The sequence below is a fragment of the Vibrio sp. TAP-3B genome (assembly GCF_057784735.1).
In genome coordinates this window covers 357,698-374,118 of sequence record NZ_CM173495.1, presented here as the reverse complement: position 1 = coordinate 374,118, position 16,421 = coordinate 357,698, and the positions used below count along the sequence as shown (strand labels likewise).

General features: G+C 44.8%; 15 protein-coding genes and 1 tRNA gene. 6 read left to right on the top strand and 10 right to left on the bottom strand.

The features are described from left to right. Nucleotides 1-24 precede the first annotated feature (24 nt). The gene (locus AC3D28_RS01875; protein ID WP_488535350.1) at nt 25-1,494 is read right to left on the bottom strand and encodes a protein adenylyltransferase SelO; all 1,470 of its coding nucleotides are present in this window, start codon (nt 1,492-1,494) and stop codon (nt 25-27) included. Nucleotides 1,495-1,865: 371 nt separating this feature from the next. Here AC3D28_RS01875 and AC3D28_RS01870 point away from each other — a divergent pair, with 371 nt between their 5' ends. Further along, nucleotides 1,866-3,473 carry a BCCT family transporter gene (locus tag AC3D28_RS01870; protein ID WP_098416134.1) on the top strand — a complete coding sequence of 536 codons (1,608 nt, stop codon included), beginning with the start codon at nt 1,866-1,868 and terminating at the stop codon, nt 3,471-3,473. Nucleotides 3,474-3,595: 122 nt separating this feature from the next. Here AC3D28_RS01870 and AC3D28_RS01865 read toward each other — a convergent pair whose 3' ends face one another. Beyond that, nucleotides 3,596-4,783 carry a DEAD/DEAH box helicase gene (locus AC3D28_RS01865; protein WP_488535349.1) on the bottom strand — a complete coding sequence of 396 codons (1,188 nt, stop codon included), beginning with the start codon at nt 4,781-4,783 and terminating at the stop codon, nt 3,596-3,598. Nucleotides 4,784-5,028: 245 nt separating this feature from the next. Here AC3D28_RS01865 and AC3D28_RS01860 point away from each other — a divergent pair, with 245 nt between their 5' ends. Further along, on the top strand, nt 5,029-6,318 hold the full coding sequence (locus AC3D28_RS01860) for a hemolysin family protein (RefSeq protein WP_488535348.1): 1,290 nt from the start codon (nt 5,029-5,031) through the stop codon (nt 6,316-6,318). A gap of 107 nt (nt 6,319-6,425) precedes the next feature. Here AC3D28_RS01860 and AC3D28_RS01855 read toward each other — a convergent pair whose 3' ends face one another. Together AC3D28_RS01855 and AC3D28_RS01850 are read right to left on the bottom strand one after the other, a co-directional pair. Further along, nucleotides 6,426-7,088 carry a DUF3047 domain-containing protein gene (locus AC3D28_RS01855; RefSeq protein WP_488535347.1) on the bottom strand — a complete coding sequence of 221 codons (663 nt, stop codon included), beginning with the start codon at nt 7,086-7,088 and terminating at the stop codon, nt 6,426-6,428. A gap of 287 nt (nt 7,089-7,375) precedes the next feature. Next, nucleotides 7,376-7,452 (bottom strand) — tRNA-Arg (locus tag AC3D28_RS01850). Nucleotides 7,453-7,655: 203 nt separating this feature from the next. Here AC3D28_RS01850 and folD point away from each other — a divergent pair. After that, the gene (folD, locus tag AC3D28_RS01845) at nt 7,656-8,516 is read left to right on the top strand and encodes a bifunctional methylenetetrahydrofolate dehydrogenase/methenyltetrahydrofolate cyclohydrolase FolD (RefSeq protein ID WP_488535346.1); all 861 of its coding nucleotides are present in this window, start codon (nt 7,656-7,658) and stop codon (nt 8,514-8,516) included. A 62-nt stretch (nt 8,517-8,578) separates the two neighbouring features. Here the strand turns inward: folD and AC3D28_RS01840 are convergent, their stop codons facing one another. Further along, on the bottom strand, nt 8,579-9,550 hold the full coding sequence (locus AC3D28_RS01840; RefSeq protein WP_488535345.1) for a lytic murein transglycosylase: 972 nt from the start codon (nt 9,548-9,550) through the stop codon (nt 8,579-8,581). A gap of 48 nt (nt 9,551-9,598) precedes the next feature. Next, nucleotides 9,599-9,880: a YcgL domain-containing protein gene (locus AC3D28_RS01835; protein ID WP_005382303.1), complete on the bottom strand. Its 282-nt coding sequence runs from the start codon at nt 9,878-9,880 to the stop codon at nt 9,599-9,601. 197 nt (nt 9,881-10,077) lie between these two features. Here AC3D28_RS01835 and minC point away from each other — a divergent pair, with 197 nt between their 5' ends. From minC to minE, 3 genes are read left to right on the top strand one after another with little or no spacing between them, the layout of a single operon-like run. Continuing rightward, entirely contained in the window at nt 10,078-10,740 is a 663-nt protein-coding gene (gene minC, locus AC3D28_RS01830; protein WP_488535344.1) for a septum site-determining protein MinC, read from the top strand. Nucleotides 10,741-10,757: 17 nt separating this feature from the next. Continuing rightward, nucleotides 10,758-11,570 carry a septum site-determining protein MinD gene (minD, locus tag AC3D28_RS01825; RefSeq protein WP_098416159.1) on the top strand — a complete coding sequence of 271 codons (813 nt, stop codon included), beginning with the start codon at nt 10,758-10,760 and terminating at the stop codon, nt 11,568-11,570. Between the two features lie 2 nt (nt 11,571-11,572). Beyond that, nucleotides 11,573-11,836 (top strand): cell division topological specificity factor MinE, encoded by a 264-nt coding sequence (gene minE, locus AC3D28_RS01820; protein ID WP_005396037.1) that lies wholly within the window; start codon nt 11,573-11,575, stop codon nt 11,834-11,836. 150 nt (nt 11,837-11,986) lie between these two features. On the opposite strand, the gene rnd is transcribed toward minE, so the two are convergent. The 4 genes from rnd to AC3D28_RS01800 all read right to left on the bottom strand — a co-directional run bounded on the left by rnd (nt 11,987) and on the right by AC3D28_RS01800 (nt 16,401). Next, on the bottom strand, nt 11,987-13,105 hold the full coding sequence (rnd, locus tag AC3D28_RS01815) for a ribonuclease D (protein WP_488535343.1): 1,119 nt from the start codon (nt 13,103-13,105) through the stop codon (nt 11,987-11,989). Nucleotides 13,106-13,184: 79 nt separating this feature from the next. Beyond that, the gene (gene fadD, locus AC3D28_RS01810; RefSeq protein ID WP_488535342.1) at nt 13,185-14,876 is read right to left on the bottom strand and encodes a long-chain-fatty-acid--CoA ligase FadD; all 1,692 of its coding nucleotides are present in this window, start codon (nt 14,874-14,876) and stop codon (nt 13,185-13,187) included. Nucleotides 14,877-14,982: 106 nt separating this feature from the next. After that, nucleotides 14,983-15,837 (bottom strand): alpha/beta fold hydrolase, encoded by an 855-nt coding sequence (locus AC3D28_RS01805; protein ID WP_488536034.1) that lies wholly within the window; start codon nt 15,835-15,837, stop codon nt 14,983-14,985. A gap of 6 nt (nt 15,838-15,843) precedes the next feature. Beyond that, nucleotides 15,844-16,401 (bottom strand): Slp family lipoprotein, encoded by a 558-nt coding sequence (locus AC3D28_RS01800; RefSeq protein ID WP_488535341.1) that lies wholly within the window; start codon nt 16,399-16,401, stop codon nt 15,844-15,846. Between the last annotated feature and the right edge of the window lie 20 nt (nt 16,402-16,421).

The window sequence follows — 16,421 nt, the reverse complement described above, 5'->3', positions numbered from 1 at the left end:
ACTTAATGGGTGGAAAGTGACCCATTATGAGGAACAGCTGATTTCCATCTTTTTGCCCCACTCAGGTGGCAACTTGGCGTAATCATCAAAATTAGGTTGCTCATCAAACGGAGACTTTAATAGTTCAGCTAAGCGTTGTACTTCGCTAAAATCCCCCTGCTCTGCTTTATCAATGGCTAGCTGGGCCAAATAGTTACGCAAAATATACTTTGGGTTTACTTTACGCATCTGCTCACAACGTTGCTCTGCAGAAATTGCATCGCCACTCTCAGCGACTTCTAACTCACAGCGCGCCAAATACAAATCGAGCCAAGCACGAGCGGCGTCTCGATCAATGAATAGGTTTATAACCACTTGGCAGGATTGCCAATCAAGGTTGGATAATTCTCTAAAGAAACGGGTGTAATCCGTTTTATTTTGATGAAGAAGCTCAAACATCGCTTCAAACAATCGTCCGTCTTCCGCCACTTTGGTATTCAAGCCAAGCTTACTGCGCATTAACTGACTAAATTGCTGACTTAAACGTACTTCAAACTGACCTAATGCGGCTTCTAAGTCTTCACGTTCCACCAATGGCGACAAAGCATGCGCCAATGCTGAGAGGTTCCATAGTGCGATTCTCGGTTGCTGATCAAACGCATAACGACCTTGATAGTCCGAGTGATTACAAATGTACCCCGGCTCATAATCATCCAGAAACCCAAATGGCCCGTAATCGAAAGTTTGTCCAAGTATCGACATATTGTCGGTATTCATAACCCCGTGAGCAAAGCCATAAGCTTGCCAATAAGCAATCATCTCCGCTGTTTGGCTGACTATCGCTTCAAACATGGCGGCATAAGGTTTTTCTGCCAAAGCACTATCAGAAAAGTGCCATTCGATCACCTTGTCAGCTAAAAGCTTGTGTTCCATTAATTGATTGGTATAAAAGAAATGTTCAAAATGACCAAAGCGAATATGAGTCTCGGCCATTCGAATGAGTAATGCGCCAAATTCGGTTTTTTCACGATATACCGGAGTATCACTCACCATCATCCCAAGCGCTCTGGTCGTTGGGATACCCAAGCCGGCCATGGCTTCACTGCCCAGATATTCACGAATTGTTGAACGCAGTACGGCTCTGCCATCCCCCATTCTCGAATATGGCGTTAAACCGGCGCCCTTTAAATGTATATCGAACCAAGTTCCCTGTTGGTGTTGAATTTCAGCCAACAGTAGCCCACGTCCATCGCCTAAATCTGGGTTGTAAACGCCAAACTGATGCCCAGCGTATTTCATCGCCAGTGGACAAAAGCCATTAAAGTCACATTGGCCAGAAAAAACCTGCAATAACTCGTCATTGGGAACCTTGGGCAAGCCAAACTGCTCGGCAAACTCACTATTCCATGCCACCCAACGTGTATTCGTTAACGATTGGGGCGCAACTCGCGTATAGAATGGGGATGGTAGGTCGCTGAATCGATGGGTAAAATTGACCCGTTGCCAAATGGACATATTGGGTTCCTTGTATCAAAGACGTTCTATCCTGAGTATACGTCTGAATCCGCCTCCAGTTCAGCCATAAATTGTGCATGGTTATTCGCGTATGACATGATTTCACTTTACCAAGACTGCACGATGGATAGCGCCTTATTAACGTTTCTTGACGCCAGTTTTGTGAAACTTTTTAGCGGTGATTCACGCTTCTCTATTGAGCGGTTTATACCGCCTGATGACTTGAGAATATACTTCGTCCTCATTGTATTTGACATGCATAAATAGCAATGCAAATGACCAAAAACTCATTAAATTAGCCATTTAATCTGACCTTTGCTATAGTTCGCGCCGACAAAATAGTTTGTACTCTAATTAGTTTGAGAGGGATGATGTCTACAAATAAGGATAAATACAGTATTGAAAATACTGATTATACGGTCGGGCAAGACAATGTGCAGAAGTGGGGTTTTGACGTTCACAACCCTGTTTTTGGTGCTAGCGCGGGTCTGATGATTCTTTTTATAGTTGCACTTTTAATGGTCGACCCAGCTACGGCAAAAGCAGCACTTGACGGTATCAAATGGCAGATCATCGGCTCATTTGATGCACTCTTCATGTGGGCGGGAAATATCTTTCTGCTCTTCTGCATTGGGCTTATTTTTTCACCTTTTGGTAAGATCCGAATCGGCGGTGAACAAGCTCGCCCAGAACACTCCAACCTGTCGTGGGTATCGATGCTATTCGCTGCAGGGATGGGCATAGGGCTGATGTTCTGGGGGGTAGCAGAGCCTGTCGCGTACTTTACCGGTTGGTATGAAACACCGCTGGGTGTGGAACCCTTCACCGAACAAGCGAAACAGTTAGCACTTGGCGCCACCATGTTCCATTGGGGTTTGCACCCATGGGCCATTTACGCTGTTGTCGCACTTTCTATGGCGTTTTTTGCTTTTAATAAAGGCCTGCCCCTGTCTATGCGTTCCGCATTCTATCCTCTTCTTGGCGATCGGACATGGGGTAAATTTGGTCATGCTATCGATGTAATGGCAGTCATTGCCACCCTATTTGGCTTGGCTACGTCTCTTGGCCTTGGGGCTCAACAGGCGGCAAGTGGTATTGGGCATGTGCTGGGCATCGAAACGGGTATTGGAATGCAGCTGGCCGTGATCACGTTTGTCACGATCCTGGCGGTAGTCTCTGTTATCCGAGGGATTAATGGCGGAGTCAAAGTACTGAGTAACTTAAACTTAGTGGTCGCATTTGCGTTGCTTGTCTTTGTCATTGTCGCTGGATTAGCCATTACGCTAAGTACGATACCTACCACGCTAATGGGCTACATTGAAAACATTATTCCATTAAGCAATCCACATGGACGTGAAGATGAAGCTTGGATGCACGGTTGGACTGTCTTCTACTGGGCATGGTGGATTTCTTGGTCACCATGTGTCGGTATGTTTATCGCTCGCGTATCGAAGGGAAGAACTGTTCGTGAATTCTTAACCGCGGTCATTCTCATACCAACGATAATTACAGTAGTTTGGATGTCAGCCTTTGGCGGTCTCGCTATTGAGCAAGTAGTGAACCAAGTCGGCGAGCTGGGTACTAACGGCCTCACTGATATTACACTCTCGCTATTTTATGCTTATGAAGCAATGCCAATGAGTACCGTACTCTCTGTTATTTCAATCGTGTTGATCATGGTTTTCTTTATCACGTCTTCTGATTCGGCTTCACTCGTTATAGATAGCATCACTGCCGGTGGTAAAGTCGACGCCCCTGTCCCACAACGCATCTTTTGGGCTTCAATAGAAGGCGCAATTGCTGCGGTATTACTTTGGGTTGGTGGTACGGAAGCCGTACAAGCGTTACAAGCCGGCACCATTTCGACAGGTCTGCCGTTCACCATCATTCTTCTGGTGATGTGTGTCAGCTTGGTCATGGGGATGCGAACTGAACCTCAATTCGTTCAGCAGCGTTTGGCTAAAGTGAAAACGAATTAAACGCTCGTCTTGCTGAAATAAACCAAAAAAGAAGCCGCATTTATTGCGGCTTCTTTTTTGAACGACTATTTATCACAACTGCGTATTGTTCACGGTACTATTCAACGCGGTAGTCGCTCATCCTATGGCTTGCGTTTATTTTTAGGCATGTAATTTAGAATGGAAATGGGAACGGGCTTTCTTGGGGCAAAACCTTCGATTTCAACACGTTCTAATAAGTGCCCTAAGCGACTTTCGATCATGCAAAGGTTTTTAAAGTCATCTTTCGATACCAAAGAAATCGCTTCACCTTGCGCACCAGCGCGACCAGTACGACCAATACGGTGTACATACTCATCGGCAGGAAATGGCAAATCATAGTTAATTACGACCGGCAGATTATCAATGTCGATACCACGCGCCGCAACACCCGTGGCGACTAAATATTGGATCTCACCCGCTTTAAACTTCTCAATCAGTTCCTGGCGAACACGCTGGTTTCTGCCGCTATGGAAGGCCTCCGCGATAATACCGCGTTTTTCAAGCTGGCTAACCAACTTCGCTGCACCGTGTTTCGTTTCAATAAACACCAGCACTTGTGACCAGTCATTCTCTTTCAACATATGACTGAGTAACGAAGACTTCACGTCTTTATCAACTGTCGTGATCCACTGCTTAATGTTTGATTTTGATGCACTGTGTTTCGCAATCGTGATCTCTTCAGGGTCCACAATCGCGTTCTTCGCCAAATCACGGACAGGGTTTGATAACGTTGCCGAGAACAACAAGCTTTGTACATCCTCAGGCATGCAGTCCACAATTTTATCGATCGCATCGATAAAGCCCATATCCAACATTTTGTCTGCTTCATCCAGCACTAGCATTTCCACTTCATCAAAGTGAATCGCGCGCTGGCCGTACAGATCAATCAAGCGCCCCGGCGTGCTTACCACAATATCAACGCCATCAATCAGTGCTTGTTTTTGCGGCGCGTAGTCTACGCCACCAAACATCGCCATTGAGCGCAGTGATAGTTTTTTGCCGTATGCTTCAATACTTTGGTGAACCTGAAGTGCCAGTTCACGTGTTGGTGTCAAGATGATTGCACGCGCACGTTTTTTGCGTTGTGTTTCCCCTTGGCTAAGCTTTTCTAAGATTGGCAGAACAAAACCAGCCGTTTTACCGGTCCCTGTTTGTGCTGCAGCAATTAAATTGCTACCACGTAATACAATTGGAATGGCTTTTTGTTGGATAGAAGTCGGTTTTTCATAGCCTAGCGCCTTTACTGCATCAATAATGGGCGCGCTTAAACCAAGCTTAGAAAATGGCATAGAAAGGTCTCAACTGAGGAAATGGGCGCGTAGTGTATCAGAATCCGAATTAAGTAACAGAAGGATTCACTCGCGAAGGCTATTTGAATATAACTCAATAACCGTAAGACGCGTGCTTCCGTGACAATGCTCTTAAGCTGCCTCTTAACGTCATTAGGGTATAAGTACGCGGTTTATTTGCAACGTCACATTTCTTGCAGGTGAATCTCGCTATGCTGCTAATGTGCACATTACTGGAAGGCTTTATGGACATTTTATTGCTAGTTGGATTAATCGCACTCAATGGCGCCTTTGCAATGTCAGAAATCGCTTTGGTTGCAGCGAAAAGTGGACGCTTGAAGTTAATGGCAGAACACAATACCGCTGCCGCCTTAGCCCTCGAGCTCAAAAATAATCCCACTCAGTTTCTTTCAACCATTCAAATCGGCATCACTGTTATTGGATTATTAAGCGGCATTTTTGGCGAAGCGGCACTTTCCGTGCCCTTCGAGAACTGGTTAGTAACTCAAGGCTTAGAAAGAGAAATCGCCACGGTGTTATCAACGACGAGCGTGGTATTGCTGATCACCTATTTTGCTATTGTCGTCGGCGAATTGGTGCCCAAACGTTTCGCCCAAAATAATGCTGAGAACATCGCTACCATTGTGGCTTTCCCGATTCATTGGTTAGCCAAACTCACCACTCCTTTTGTTTTCCTATTAACCTTTTCGACAGATACCTTCCTCAAGTTATTCCGCCAAAACGACAACAACGGAGAAATCGTCACGGAAGATGATATTTTTGCAATCGTTAGCGAGGGTTCTGTCTCTGGAGCCATTGAACCACAAGAACAGTTGATGATTCGTAACTTATTGCATCTCAACGATCGTTTAGCTCTATCGTTGATGACACCACGTTGTGATATTCACTATCTAGACGCAAACCTACCCATTGATGCCATTCTCATCCACCTTCGCCAAACCCAGCATTCGGTATGGCCTGTCTGTAAAGGCGGTTTAGACAACATCATTGGCACCATCTCTTCCAAAGTATTGCTGGATGAATACGAGAATCTCTCTATCGGGACGCTGGCCAAGCAACTTAAACGCCCCCGTTTTGTTCCTGAATCAATGAAAGGACTACCCCTGCTTAACTATATGCAGCAAACCAGTGCTGAAATGGTATTCATTGTGGATGAGTATGGCGATGTACAAGGTTTAGTAACTCTTTATGATTTGTTGAAGTCCATTGCAGGCGAATTAGGCATGGCACCACAGCAAGTATGGGCAAAGCAACAGAAAGATGGCAGTTGGTTAATGGATGCTTTGATCCCACTCAATGAGCTCAAGCATAAACTTGAACTTGGCAGTATTGAAGGCGAAGAACGCGAAGGATTTCAAACTCTGAATGGTCTTTTGACCTGCCTTGCGGGCCGAGTACCAAACGCTGGTGAGCATATTGTGTACCAAGGCTGGCGGTTTGAAATACTCCATATAAAAAAACATCGCATCATGCAAGTCAGAGTACTAAAAGAGCTTGAAGATCCAACTAAATAGTAAAGATATAGAATAAACACTTGTCCTATCTCGTCACGTTAGGTGGTCACCTTCCACAATATCGCCAGAGATTAGTAATGGATTCATTGTCTCTTGTTATAACAACACTACTCGGAGCTAAAATAAATATCACCATAATAGGCCTCCGCCATCACACCACTATTATCGGTATCTGTCATGACAGCAATAATATCTATATAACGATAAGCTTCTACGTTCTCTTCTATACTTCCCATATCACCGAAGTAATCAATCAAGTCTTTATACACATCACGTTTTTCATAGTACCAAGTGTCTACATTTGACTGATGTCCACGAACTGAGATCATCTTAACGCTCGAACCAGCATAAGCATTATCCCAGACATTACCAACCTTTTGCGAACTCGACCAAACGTAATTAAGAGCTTTCGTGCTTAAGCCCATAAAACCCTTTTCAATGACGACATAAATCCTTGCAGCATAGTCATCCCCATTTTTATTATGCTCATTTAACATAGGGAGCATTTGGGACACTCGCCAACGCCAACTCATATACGGTGTATCCAGCAAGTCAATTCGCGTTTTTAAAGCAAGCCCCGAAGCACTGCCATGACTCGACGCCTTTAATGCTTTCTCACCCTCAAATGAAACTAACTCATATACGGTTTCACCTGAAAATAGCTGTTTATCCCATGCACCAATGCCTGTTGTATCGAATGAAGTCACATTGATATTTGCATTAGCAAAAAAACAAAGCATAGATAATGTGAGAAAGAGGAGCTTGCCCATGAGTTCATGCCTCCTGCCAAACTTAACTTGTTGTAATAGTGCTGCATTAAGCTAATGGCAACGCTGGCACTTAACTTAAACCATTGCACCGCACACGAAAGATTCAACCTGAACCGAGAGCGTCCAGCGTTGTGAATCACTCTTAAATATTCTCTATTTCAGTTTCATTGGGCGAGATATTAAAAATATGTGGAATAACATTAGTCCATTTTTCATGATTTCTACCAAAAAATAGCAGAAACGAAAAAGGGCGTAGCAAGTATTAACTTGCTACGCCCTGAAATAAATGGCACGCCCTGCAGGATTCGAACCTGCGACCACATCCTTAGAAGGGACGTGCTCTATCCAGCTGAGCTAAGGGCGCGCTACAGGGAGAGGATTATACGAGTTCAAACAGGTAAATCAACGGCTTTTACTGACATTATGATCTGAGTGCCTAAAAAAAGGACACCAAAACGAAAGATGTTCAAAAACGCCACAAGGCAAACGTTTGCGTATGGATGTTAAATCGAATTTCTGCGACAATGCGCGGCAAATAATTTGCCTTTTAAATTTATAAGGAAAGTCATGACTGCTCAAAATATAGACGGAACTCTCATTTCCCAAACGGTTCGTTCCGAGGTTGCAGCACGGGTTAAAGCTCGTGTTGAAGCTGGGTTGCGTGCTCCAGGTCTTGCCGTGGTTCTAATTGGTGAAGATCCTGCTTCACAAGTTTATGTAGGCAGTAAGCGCCGCGTATGTGAAGAGGTGGGGTTTGTTTCTAAGTCTTTTGACCTTCCTGCATCTACCCCTGAAGAAGAACTGTTAGCACTGATTGATGAATTGAACAACGATGATGACATTGACGGCATTTTAGTTCAATTACCCTTGCCAGCAGGTATCGATACTACGCACGTTTTAGAGCACATTCATCCAGAAAAAGACGTCGATGGCTTCCATCCATACAACGTCGGCCGCCTTGCTCAGCGAATTCCTAAGCTTCGCTCTTGTACACCAAAAGGCATCATTACCCTACTCGACCGTTACAATATTGAGCTGCGTGGCAAACATGCCGTGGTTGTTGGCGCATCAAACATTGTTGGCCGTCCCATGACGCTTGAACTGCTTCTTGCTGGTTGCACAACCACGACGTGTCACCGATTCACCAAAGATCTGGAAAGCCATGTCCGCCAAGCAGAGATTGTTGTCGTCGCGGTTGGTAAGCAAAACTTCATTCCTGGTGAGTGGATTAAAGAAGGTGCCGTTATCGTTGATGTAGGTATCAACCGTCTTGAAACAGGTAAGTTAGTGGGCGATGTGGAGTACGATAAGGCACGTGAACGCGCTAGCTTTATTACCCCCGTACCGGGTGGCGTTGGGCCAATGACAGTGGCAAGCTTAATTGAGAACACTATGCTTGCTTGCGAACAGTTCCACACCAAAAAGTAACCATATTCAGAGACTAAAAAGGCTCCGAAAGGAGCCCTTATGAACGAAGACTTGATACTAACTTAATATTTTATCCGGTCAGCCAAGTGACTCACGGCGAGTGCGAAGTAGTAAGAGCGGTTCCACTTCATCAGTACGTTGTAGTTATTGTAAACCAAATACGTACGACCATTTTCATCATCCGGCATGATCAACCATGCTTTGATGTCTTCATCCAGTTTTGGCAACGGACTACCGTCGTATTTTGTGATGCCAAGTTTGCTCCACTCCTGAAGGTATTTACCTTTTTCAGCCGTGCGCCCTTCTAAGCTACGATCAATGCCTTTAGGGACTTTCACTTGGCGACCCCAAGTGTATTTGTCATCCCAGCCGGACTTGCTCAAATAGTTAGCAGTAGAGGCAAACACGTCGGCTTCAGATTGCCAAATGTCTTTTTTACCATCCCCGTTGCCGTCAGCGGCAAAACGAAGAAAAGAGCTTGGCATAAACTGACATTGCCCCATCGCACCAGCCCATGACCCCTTGAAGTTTTCTAGTTCAATATGGCCTTGATCGAGGATCTGCAATGCCGACATGGTTTCTTTACGGAAAAATGCTTCACGACGACCTTCAAATGCCATGGTTGATAGCGCGTCAATCACTTTGAAGTTACCGGTAAATTTACCAAAGTTACTTTCTACCCCCCACAGCGCCACGATAAAGCGAGGCTGCACACCATACTCATCGCCTATACGCTTTAGCTCGGTGTCATACTCTTTGTATAACTCTCTGGCTTGCTTCACCTTCCATTCGGGCACCGCGCGAGGAATGTATTCATCCAGCGTCAGTTTCTTCTCTGGTTGGTTTCGGTCCGCTTTTACTGCTCGAGGTTTGTACTCAACATTCGCAAAAGCAGCACTAATGACCTGCTCTGAGATACCTTTATCACGCGCTTCAGCACGCAGCTTATTCAAGTATTCATCGAAGCCCTCGCTACTTGCAAAAGCCGAGGTACACACACCAACGCTAAGCATGGTAGCCAGTATTTTTTTCATATTGCCCTCCTTGAGCAAGGCAGAAATCCCAGATGAAAAACGATGACGTTATTCGCCTTTCTGCTGGGCTTTTTGTTCTTTGTACTTTTCTAGTAAGTTTTCCGGCGGAGGCGGAACCTGCAAAAAGAAGCCGTCATTTTGCAATGAAGCCTTCACTTTTTCGATATCAACTTGTGCCAATTTACGGCCATCAAGTTTAATCGTCATGACAGCGATAGGCTTACCGAACATCTGCATTAAGGTGTCAGGAACCTGTGAAAAATCATCCTTTTTAGGAATATAGAGATAAGTACCTTCTTTTTTTGAGCTTTTATAAATAGAACAAAGCATGACACGCCTTTTATGCTGATTTAGCCGCTTTGAGTGCGGATTGAGTTATAAACGTCAAATTCTCGCAAACTTAATAGCAAATTTGGGATTAATTCACCTATTTGCCCGCGAGAGAACTTGCTGCGTCAAAGGATGAAATATAACATGACAGACCTAGTTTAAGGCAACGCTCTTTCAACAAAGGCAAGAAGTCCACGATGACCTATTCACCAGACCTTAAAGGTAGCAGTTTTACTTTGTCAGTTTTACACCTTTCTGACAATGAGATCACAAAGACTATCGAATTTTTGCAAATAAAAGTATCTCAAGCACCTTCTTTTTTTGCATCAGCGCCTTTGGTAATCAATATAGCAAAAGTACAAGGCGATATTGATTTCCCAACGCTTAAACAGGGCATTGCGGATGCGGGTTTTATTCCGGTCGGTGTAACGGGCTGTAAAGATAAACGTGTACAAAATCTTGCTTCCGAAGCCGGCTTCGCGATCATGTCGGCGAGCAAATCACCAAGCCAAGCACCAGCGGAAATGGCGCCAACCAAAGTGGTACGAACACCAGTTCGCTCTGGGCAGCAAATCTACGCTAAAGACGGCGATTTAGTCGTCCTCGCGCACGTTAGCGCTGGCGCTGAAGTGATAGCCGATGGTTCGATTCATATCCATGGTACTTTGAGAGGCCGAGCGATTGCTGGGGCAAGTGGCCAGCAGGAAGCACGTATTATTTGCCACGACTTACAAGCGGAACTAGTATCCATTGCAGGTGACTACTGGTTAAGCGATCAAATTGAGAGTGAGTACTGGCAAAAGAAAATAATGATCAGTAAAGCCGAAAACTCATTACATTTAGAAGTACTCGCGATTTAGTCTAAAAAGGAAAAAAAATGGCACGCATTATTGTAGTAACGTCTGGTAAAGGCGGCGTTGGTAAAACCACTTCAAGCGCAGCCATCGCCTCTGGTCTAGCTCTGAAGGGAAATAAGACCGCGGTGATCGATTTTGATATCGGTTTGCGCAACCTCGATCTCATCATGGGTTGTGAGCGTCGTGTTGTGTATGACTTTGTGAATGTCATTAACGGTGAAGCGACATTGAACCAAGCGCTGATAAAAGATAAACGCACAGACAACCTGTTCATTCTTCCAGCGTCACAAACACGCGATAAAGAAGCCCTAACCAAAGATAGCGTACAGCGCGTGTTTAGTGAGCTAGATGAAATGGGCTTTGACTTCATTATTTGTGACTCACCAGCCGGTATCGAGCAAGGCGCACTCATGGCGCTTTACTACGCCGATGAAGCAATTGTAACCACCAACCCTGAAGTGTCTTCTGTTCGCGACTCTGATCGCATTTTAGGCATCTTAGATTCTAAGTCTCTGCGCGCAGAACAAGGGCTAGAGCCAGTGAAGCAACATTTGCTGCTGACTCGCTACAACCCATCTCGAGTCACTCTAGGCGAGATGCTGAGCGTTGAGGACGTAGAAGATATCTTACACATTCCACTATTGGGCGTGATTCCAGAAAGCCAAGCAGTGCTTAACGCATCTAACAAAGGTGTGCCTGTCACTTTTGATGAAAATACTGATGCGGGTATGGCTTATTCTGACACTGTTGATCGCTTATTAGGCAATCAGGTTGAATTTCGTTTCCTTACCGAGGAAAAGAAAGGACTCTTTAAACGACTGTTTGGAGGCTAGACATGTCACTATTAGAATTTTTCCGCCCACAGAAGAAAACTTCTGCGAATCTAGCTAAAGAGCGTTTACAAATCATTGTTGCGGAGCGCCGCAGCCAAAATGATCCCGCGCCTTCTTACTTGCCTCAATTAAAAGAGGATATCTTGAAGGTGATCAGCAAGTACGTGGCGATTGACCCGAATATGGTCGATTTGACGTTTGAGCACAAAGACGATGATATCTCTGTTCTTGAGCTGAACGTGAAGTTACCTGACGACGAGAAGTAAGTTACTACTGGGTGTTGTAAAGACGCTGTGCAAGTAACTTGTCTTTATTTTCTCAAGATATATCGCCCAGCTCTCCTCTAGGCTCATCGATTGACGGTCTCATGTGATTCAAAAAAGGTTGACGCTATGGTCAACCTTTTTAGTTTGCGATTACTTCAACGCTTTATTCATCTGTTCGCCCAATAGCTCAAAGCGCCAACCTTTCATTAAATCTGGTACTATTTCTGGATCACGTTCTTTTTTCCAAGCCCAACTGATTAATTGATTGATCTGCTTTTTAGAAGCAAGGAACTCCGTTGCTAAGCCAGACTTCTGCGACGCCGATTTCACTATGTCTTTCATATTTTTGAAGACTTGCTTGTAGCCCGTACAGTCCATTAATCGCTCAATCTTAGGTGGATATTCATCCACAGGCGTCTGTCTCGCTTGCTTCACGATCGCAGCAATCCTTGCACCATGGCGATTGATCGCGCGGACATCGATGTCTTCGGCTTCCATCGTTTTAAAACTAGTCAGACCGAGGCGAGCCACCGTCAGCAAGTCGCCTTCTTTAAAAATAAAGTTTAGTGCTAAATCTCGTTTGATTGCTTCGCGGTAACGCCATGTCGCCAGTGGCTTTAAAACGGCCAACTCTGAAGGCTTAAGCTGCCAAGCGCCTTTAATATCGAGGTAGGCATTTTCTTCATTGATTTCACGGATACGCTTAGAAACCAACAAGTCACTTTCTTGTTGAACCGCACCCCACCAGCCTGCTTCAGTGACGTTATCCAATAATTTTTCGTAAAGTGGTAGTAGGTAATGAACATCTGCGGCAGCATAATCAAGTTGCTTTTGTGTCAGTGGACGCGCCATCCAATCAGTACGTGATTCACTCTTATCAAGCTCTACCCCAAGATATTCGTCCACTAGGGTTGCAAAGCCCGTAGATAAACCATGACCAAGAAAAGCCGCCATCAACTGAGTATCGACCATTGGAAATGGGGTACAACCGAAAGCATTTTGAAAGACTTCTAGATCTTCACCGCAAGCATGCAGAACTTTTAGTACAGAAGTATCTTTCAGCAAATCGACAAACGGTGTCATGTCTGTCAGTTCAGTCGGATCAATCAATGAAAGATGTTTACCATCGAAAAGCTGAATCAGACCTAGTTGAGGATAGAAAGTTCGAATACGAACGAATTCGGTATCCAACATGACTACGTCTGCATCTCTGGCTTGAGCGCAAACATCTTCTAGTTCTTTGTTTTTAATAATAATTTTATAATTCACATACTTCTCGCTATAAAAAATGCCAGCAAAACGCTGGCATTCTATCATTTTTTAATTATCTCGACTCAACGAAATCGGCTTAAGCGCTCTTCTTGGCCTGTTCGGCATCATTCTCTTCACGAAGAACACGACGTAAGATCTTACCAACGTTGGTCTTAGGCAGATCTTCACGAAACTCGACCAACTTAGGCACTTTGTAGCCTGTTAAATGTTGACGACAATGTGTAATCACTTCGTCTTTAGTCAAGCTCGGATCGCGTTTTACGACGTAGATCTTAACTAATTCGCCTGACACTTCATGTGGCTGACCAATGGCTGCAACCTCGAGCACTTTACCATGCAATGCAACCACCTCTTCAATTTCGTTCGGGTAAACGTTGAAGCCAGACACTAAGATCATGTCTTTCTTACGGTCAACTATATGTAGGAAGCCTTCGTCATCGAACTTAACGATATCACCGGTGGATAACCAGCCGTCTTCGTTGATCGTGTCTTTCGTTGCTTCAGGGCGCTGCCAATAACCTTGCATCACCTGAGGGCCACGAACTTGAAGCTCACCGGTTTCAGTATTTGGAAGTGCGTTGCCTTCTTCGTCCACAATTCGAACTTCTGTTGATGGCACAGGTAAACCGATAGAGCCGTTGTACTCAACAAGATCATGCGGGTATGCCGCAACCAATGGAGAACACTCGGTTAGACCGTAACCTTCTAGTAGATAACAACCGGTGGTCTTCTGCCATCTTTCTGCCACTGAGCGCTGCACAGCCATACCACCACCGACGGCTAACCGTAGGTTGCTGAAATCCAACTCGTGGAAATCTTCGTTGTTAACCAGTGCATTAAATAAGGTGTTCACGCCTGTAATCGCAGTAAACGGATGTTTTTGTAACTCTTTTACGAACCCTGGAATATCTCGAGGGTTCGTAATAAGTAGGTTACGACCACCCATTTCGATAAACAGTAAGCAGTTTACGGTAAGAGCAAATACGTGATACAGCGGTAGCGCTGTCACGACCAATTCACGGCCCGGAGATAAAACCGGTCCGTACGCGCCTTTCGCCTGTAGAACGTTCGCAATCATATTACGGTGTGTAAGAATTGCACCTTTCGCGACGCCTGTCGTACCACCTGTATATTGTAGGAATGCGATGTCATCCCCAGACATAAACGGTTTAACGTATTGTAGACGACGACCTTTACGCAATGCCTGACGCATTGAGATCGCACCAGGTAAATCGTACTTAGGTACCATGCCCTTAACGTACTTCACGACAAAATCGACAACCGTGCCTTTCGCGCGTGGCAGCATTTGACCAAGGCTGGTTAACACTACGTGTTTGACTGGTGTTTTATCGACAATTTGCTCAAGTGTGTTGGCAAAGTTAGACACAATCACAATCGTCGTCGCACCTGAGTCATTCAATTGGTGTTCAAGTTCACGAGGAGTGTAAAGTGGGTTAACGTTGACGGCGATACAACCTGCCCGCAAAATACCAAACAACGCCACTGGGTATTGCAGTAGGTTTGGCATCATTAGAGCAACGCGGTCACCCTTTTGCAGTTTTAACTCGTTTTGCAGATACGCTGCAAATGCGCGACTACGCTCTTCCAATTTACGGAAGGTCATAACCGAGCCCATGTTCATGAATGCCGGTTGGTCTGCATATTTTTGTACAGACTGCTCAAACATTTCTACCAAAGACTCATATTGCTCTGGATTAATGGTTTCAGGTACGTCACTTGGATAACGTGAAAGCCATGGTTTATCCACGATGTTACTCCTCGTTTATAACTGGCTAAAAAATAGCGTCCTTTTTATTTTGAAAGCTATTACAGCACAGCGAACGTGCTTGAGCACGCAACTCTCAAACACTTGTTTAAATTTTGTTAACTACACCAAGAATTCGCGTTGCAACCTCGAGTATTTGCTCTAAATGACAGTGATGACCACCCTCGATAGAAACTACTTGCGGTGGATTCTCTCCCCAATAAACTGGGTTAGATGGTAAATTCTGAAATCCTTGATCGCCTAATACGATCAAATGAGGGCAACGTATTTGGCTGGTAATCGAGTTAGCATGCGTTTGCGCCATTCGGTAAAGCGACGCACACTTTAACTTGGTATCATGCCGCCAATACCATTTATCTCCTCGCAGCTCAGTTCCACGCTCGACTATCGGCAGAAGCTGCTCAGCGGTTAGTTGGTTGGCTTGCATGCGTAATTTTAACGCCAGATCGAAGGAGGTAATGCTTCGCTCTGGCTTGTTGTGCTGTCTTACTCGACTTAAAACGCCATCACGAAGACGAGGCAAACTGTTAGCAGGATCTTCAGTAAGAGGACCCGCTCCCTCAATTTGCACAAGAGCTTCGACCTGCTCTGGAAACGCAGCACTATAGCAACTTGCGATTAAAGCACCAAGTGAATGCCCTACTAATATCAGTCTGTTTGGTGATAATTCATCCAACAACTGATATAAATCGGCAATATAGTCGTGAAAGGGGTAATAATTATCGTGAGATTTATGGCTAGACCAACCGTGACCAAACAGATCAATGGCAAGAAGGTGTAAGTGAGGGTGAAGTTGATTCAACTGTTCCATGAGTGCTTTAAAGCTGCCCGCATTATCTAACCATCCATGAAGAAAAACGACTGACAGGTCAGCCGTTTTTTCGTTCCCTATCTCTAGGGCTGCCATTTTTCCGGCAGGAAGCTTGAATTGACGCTCATGTATCACAGATTATTTGACCTGTTTTATCACTTTACCGTCTTGTGGAAAATCATTACGCCACATGCGGCAATTGATTGAGTAACACGGGTAAAAGTAAGTTGGTGAGTCATACATGCGGACACGTTCTTCAATTTTCCACAAACGGTACCCTTGCCCTTTAATGATCGGGAATACGTATTGGTGTTCACCAACCTTTCCTTCTTCTTCTCCGGCGCCTTTGCCTACCACCGTCACCAAACGGCCTTCACTAAAGGCGACAGGCTCTAAATAACCATCAAAATAAGCAATAAAGCGTCCCATTGGCTCTTGATCAATATCCGGTTTACCCGATTTATTGATTGGTAGGTTTACGATCTCTAGACGGGTTTTAGCTTTGAAGTTATCCACTTTTGCGATGATTCCGCCAAGGCGAACATCTTCACTCACTTGCCCCTGAGACTCAGCGAAAGCTTTATAATCAGTAACGACTTGTTCTGTGCTGGCATTTAGCTCCTCAGGCAACGAGCTACACGCAGACAAAGTAACCGCAGCAAATAACGCGAGAAAAAATCGTCCAAAAACTTTCATAAACCACCTTTCACTATTAG

Coding starts and splice junctions, on each gene's coding strand:
- AC3D28_RS01855 (WP_488535347.1), bottom strand. CDS start 7,088: ATGGGCAAGCTCCTCTTTCTCACATTATCTATGCTTTGTTTTTTTGCT.
- minC (WP_488535344.1), top strand. CDS start 10,078: ATGACCTATTCACCAGACCTTAAAGGTAGCAGTTTTACTTTGTCAGTT.
- minE (WP_005396037.1), top strand. CDS start 11,573: ATGTCACTATTAGAATTTTTCCGCCCACAGAAGAAAACTTCTGCGAAT.
- minD (WP_098416159.1), top strand. CDS start 10,758: ATGGCACGCATTATTGTAGTAACGTCTGGTAAAGGCGGCGTTGGTAAA.
- AC3D28_RS01800 (WP_488535341.1), bottom strand. CDS start 16,401: ATGAAAGTTTTTGGACGATTTTTTCTCGCGTTATTTGCTGCGGTTACT.
- folD (WP_488535346.1), top strand. CDS start 7,656: ATGACTGCTCAAAATATAGACGGAACTCTCATTTCCCAAACGGTTCGT.
- AC3D28_RS01860 (WP_488535348.1), top strand. CDS start 5,029: ATGGACATTTTATTGCTAGTTGGATTAATCGCACTCAATGGCGCCTTT.
- AC3D28_RS01840 (WP_488535345.1), bottom strand. CDS start 9,550: ATGAAAAAAATACTGGCTACCATGCTTAGCGTTGGTGTGTGTACCTCG.
- AC3D28_RS01875 (WP_488535350.1), bottom strand. CDS start 1,494: ATGTCCATTTGGCAACGGGTCAATTTTACCCATCGATTCAGCGACCTA.
- AC3D28_RS01870 (WP_098416134.1), top strand. CDS start 1,866: ATGTCTACAAATAAGGATAAATACAGTATTGAAAATACTGATTATACG.
- AC3D28_RS01835 (WP_005382303.1), bottom strand. CDS start 9,880: ATGCTTTGTTCTATTTATAAAAGCTCAAAAAAAGAAGGTACTTATCTC.
- AC3D28_RS01865 (WP_488535349.1), bottom strand. CDS start 4,783: ATGCCATTTTCTAAGCTTGGTTTAAGCGCGCCCATTATTGATGCAGTA.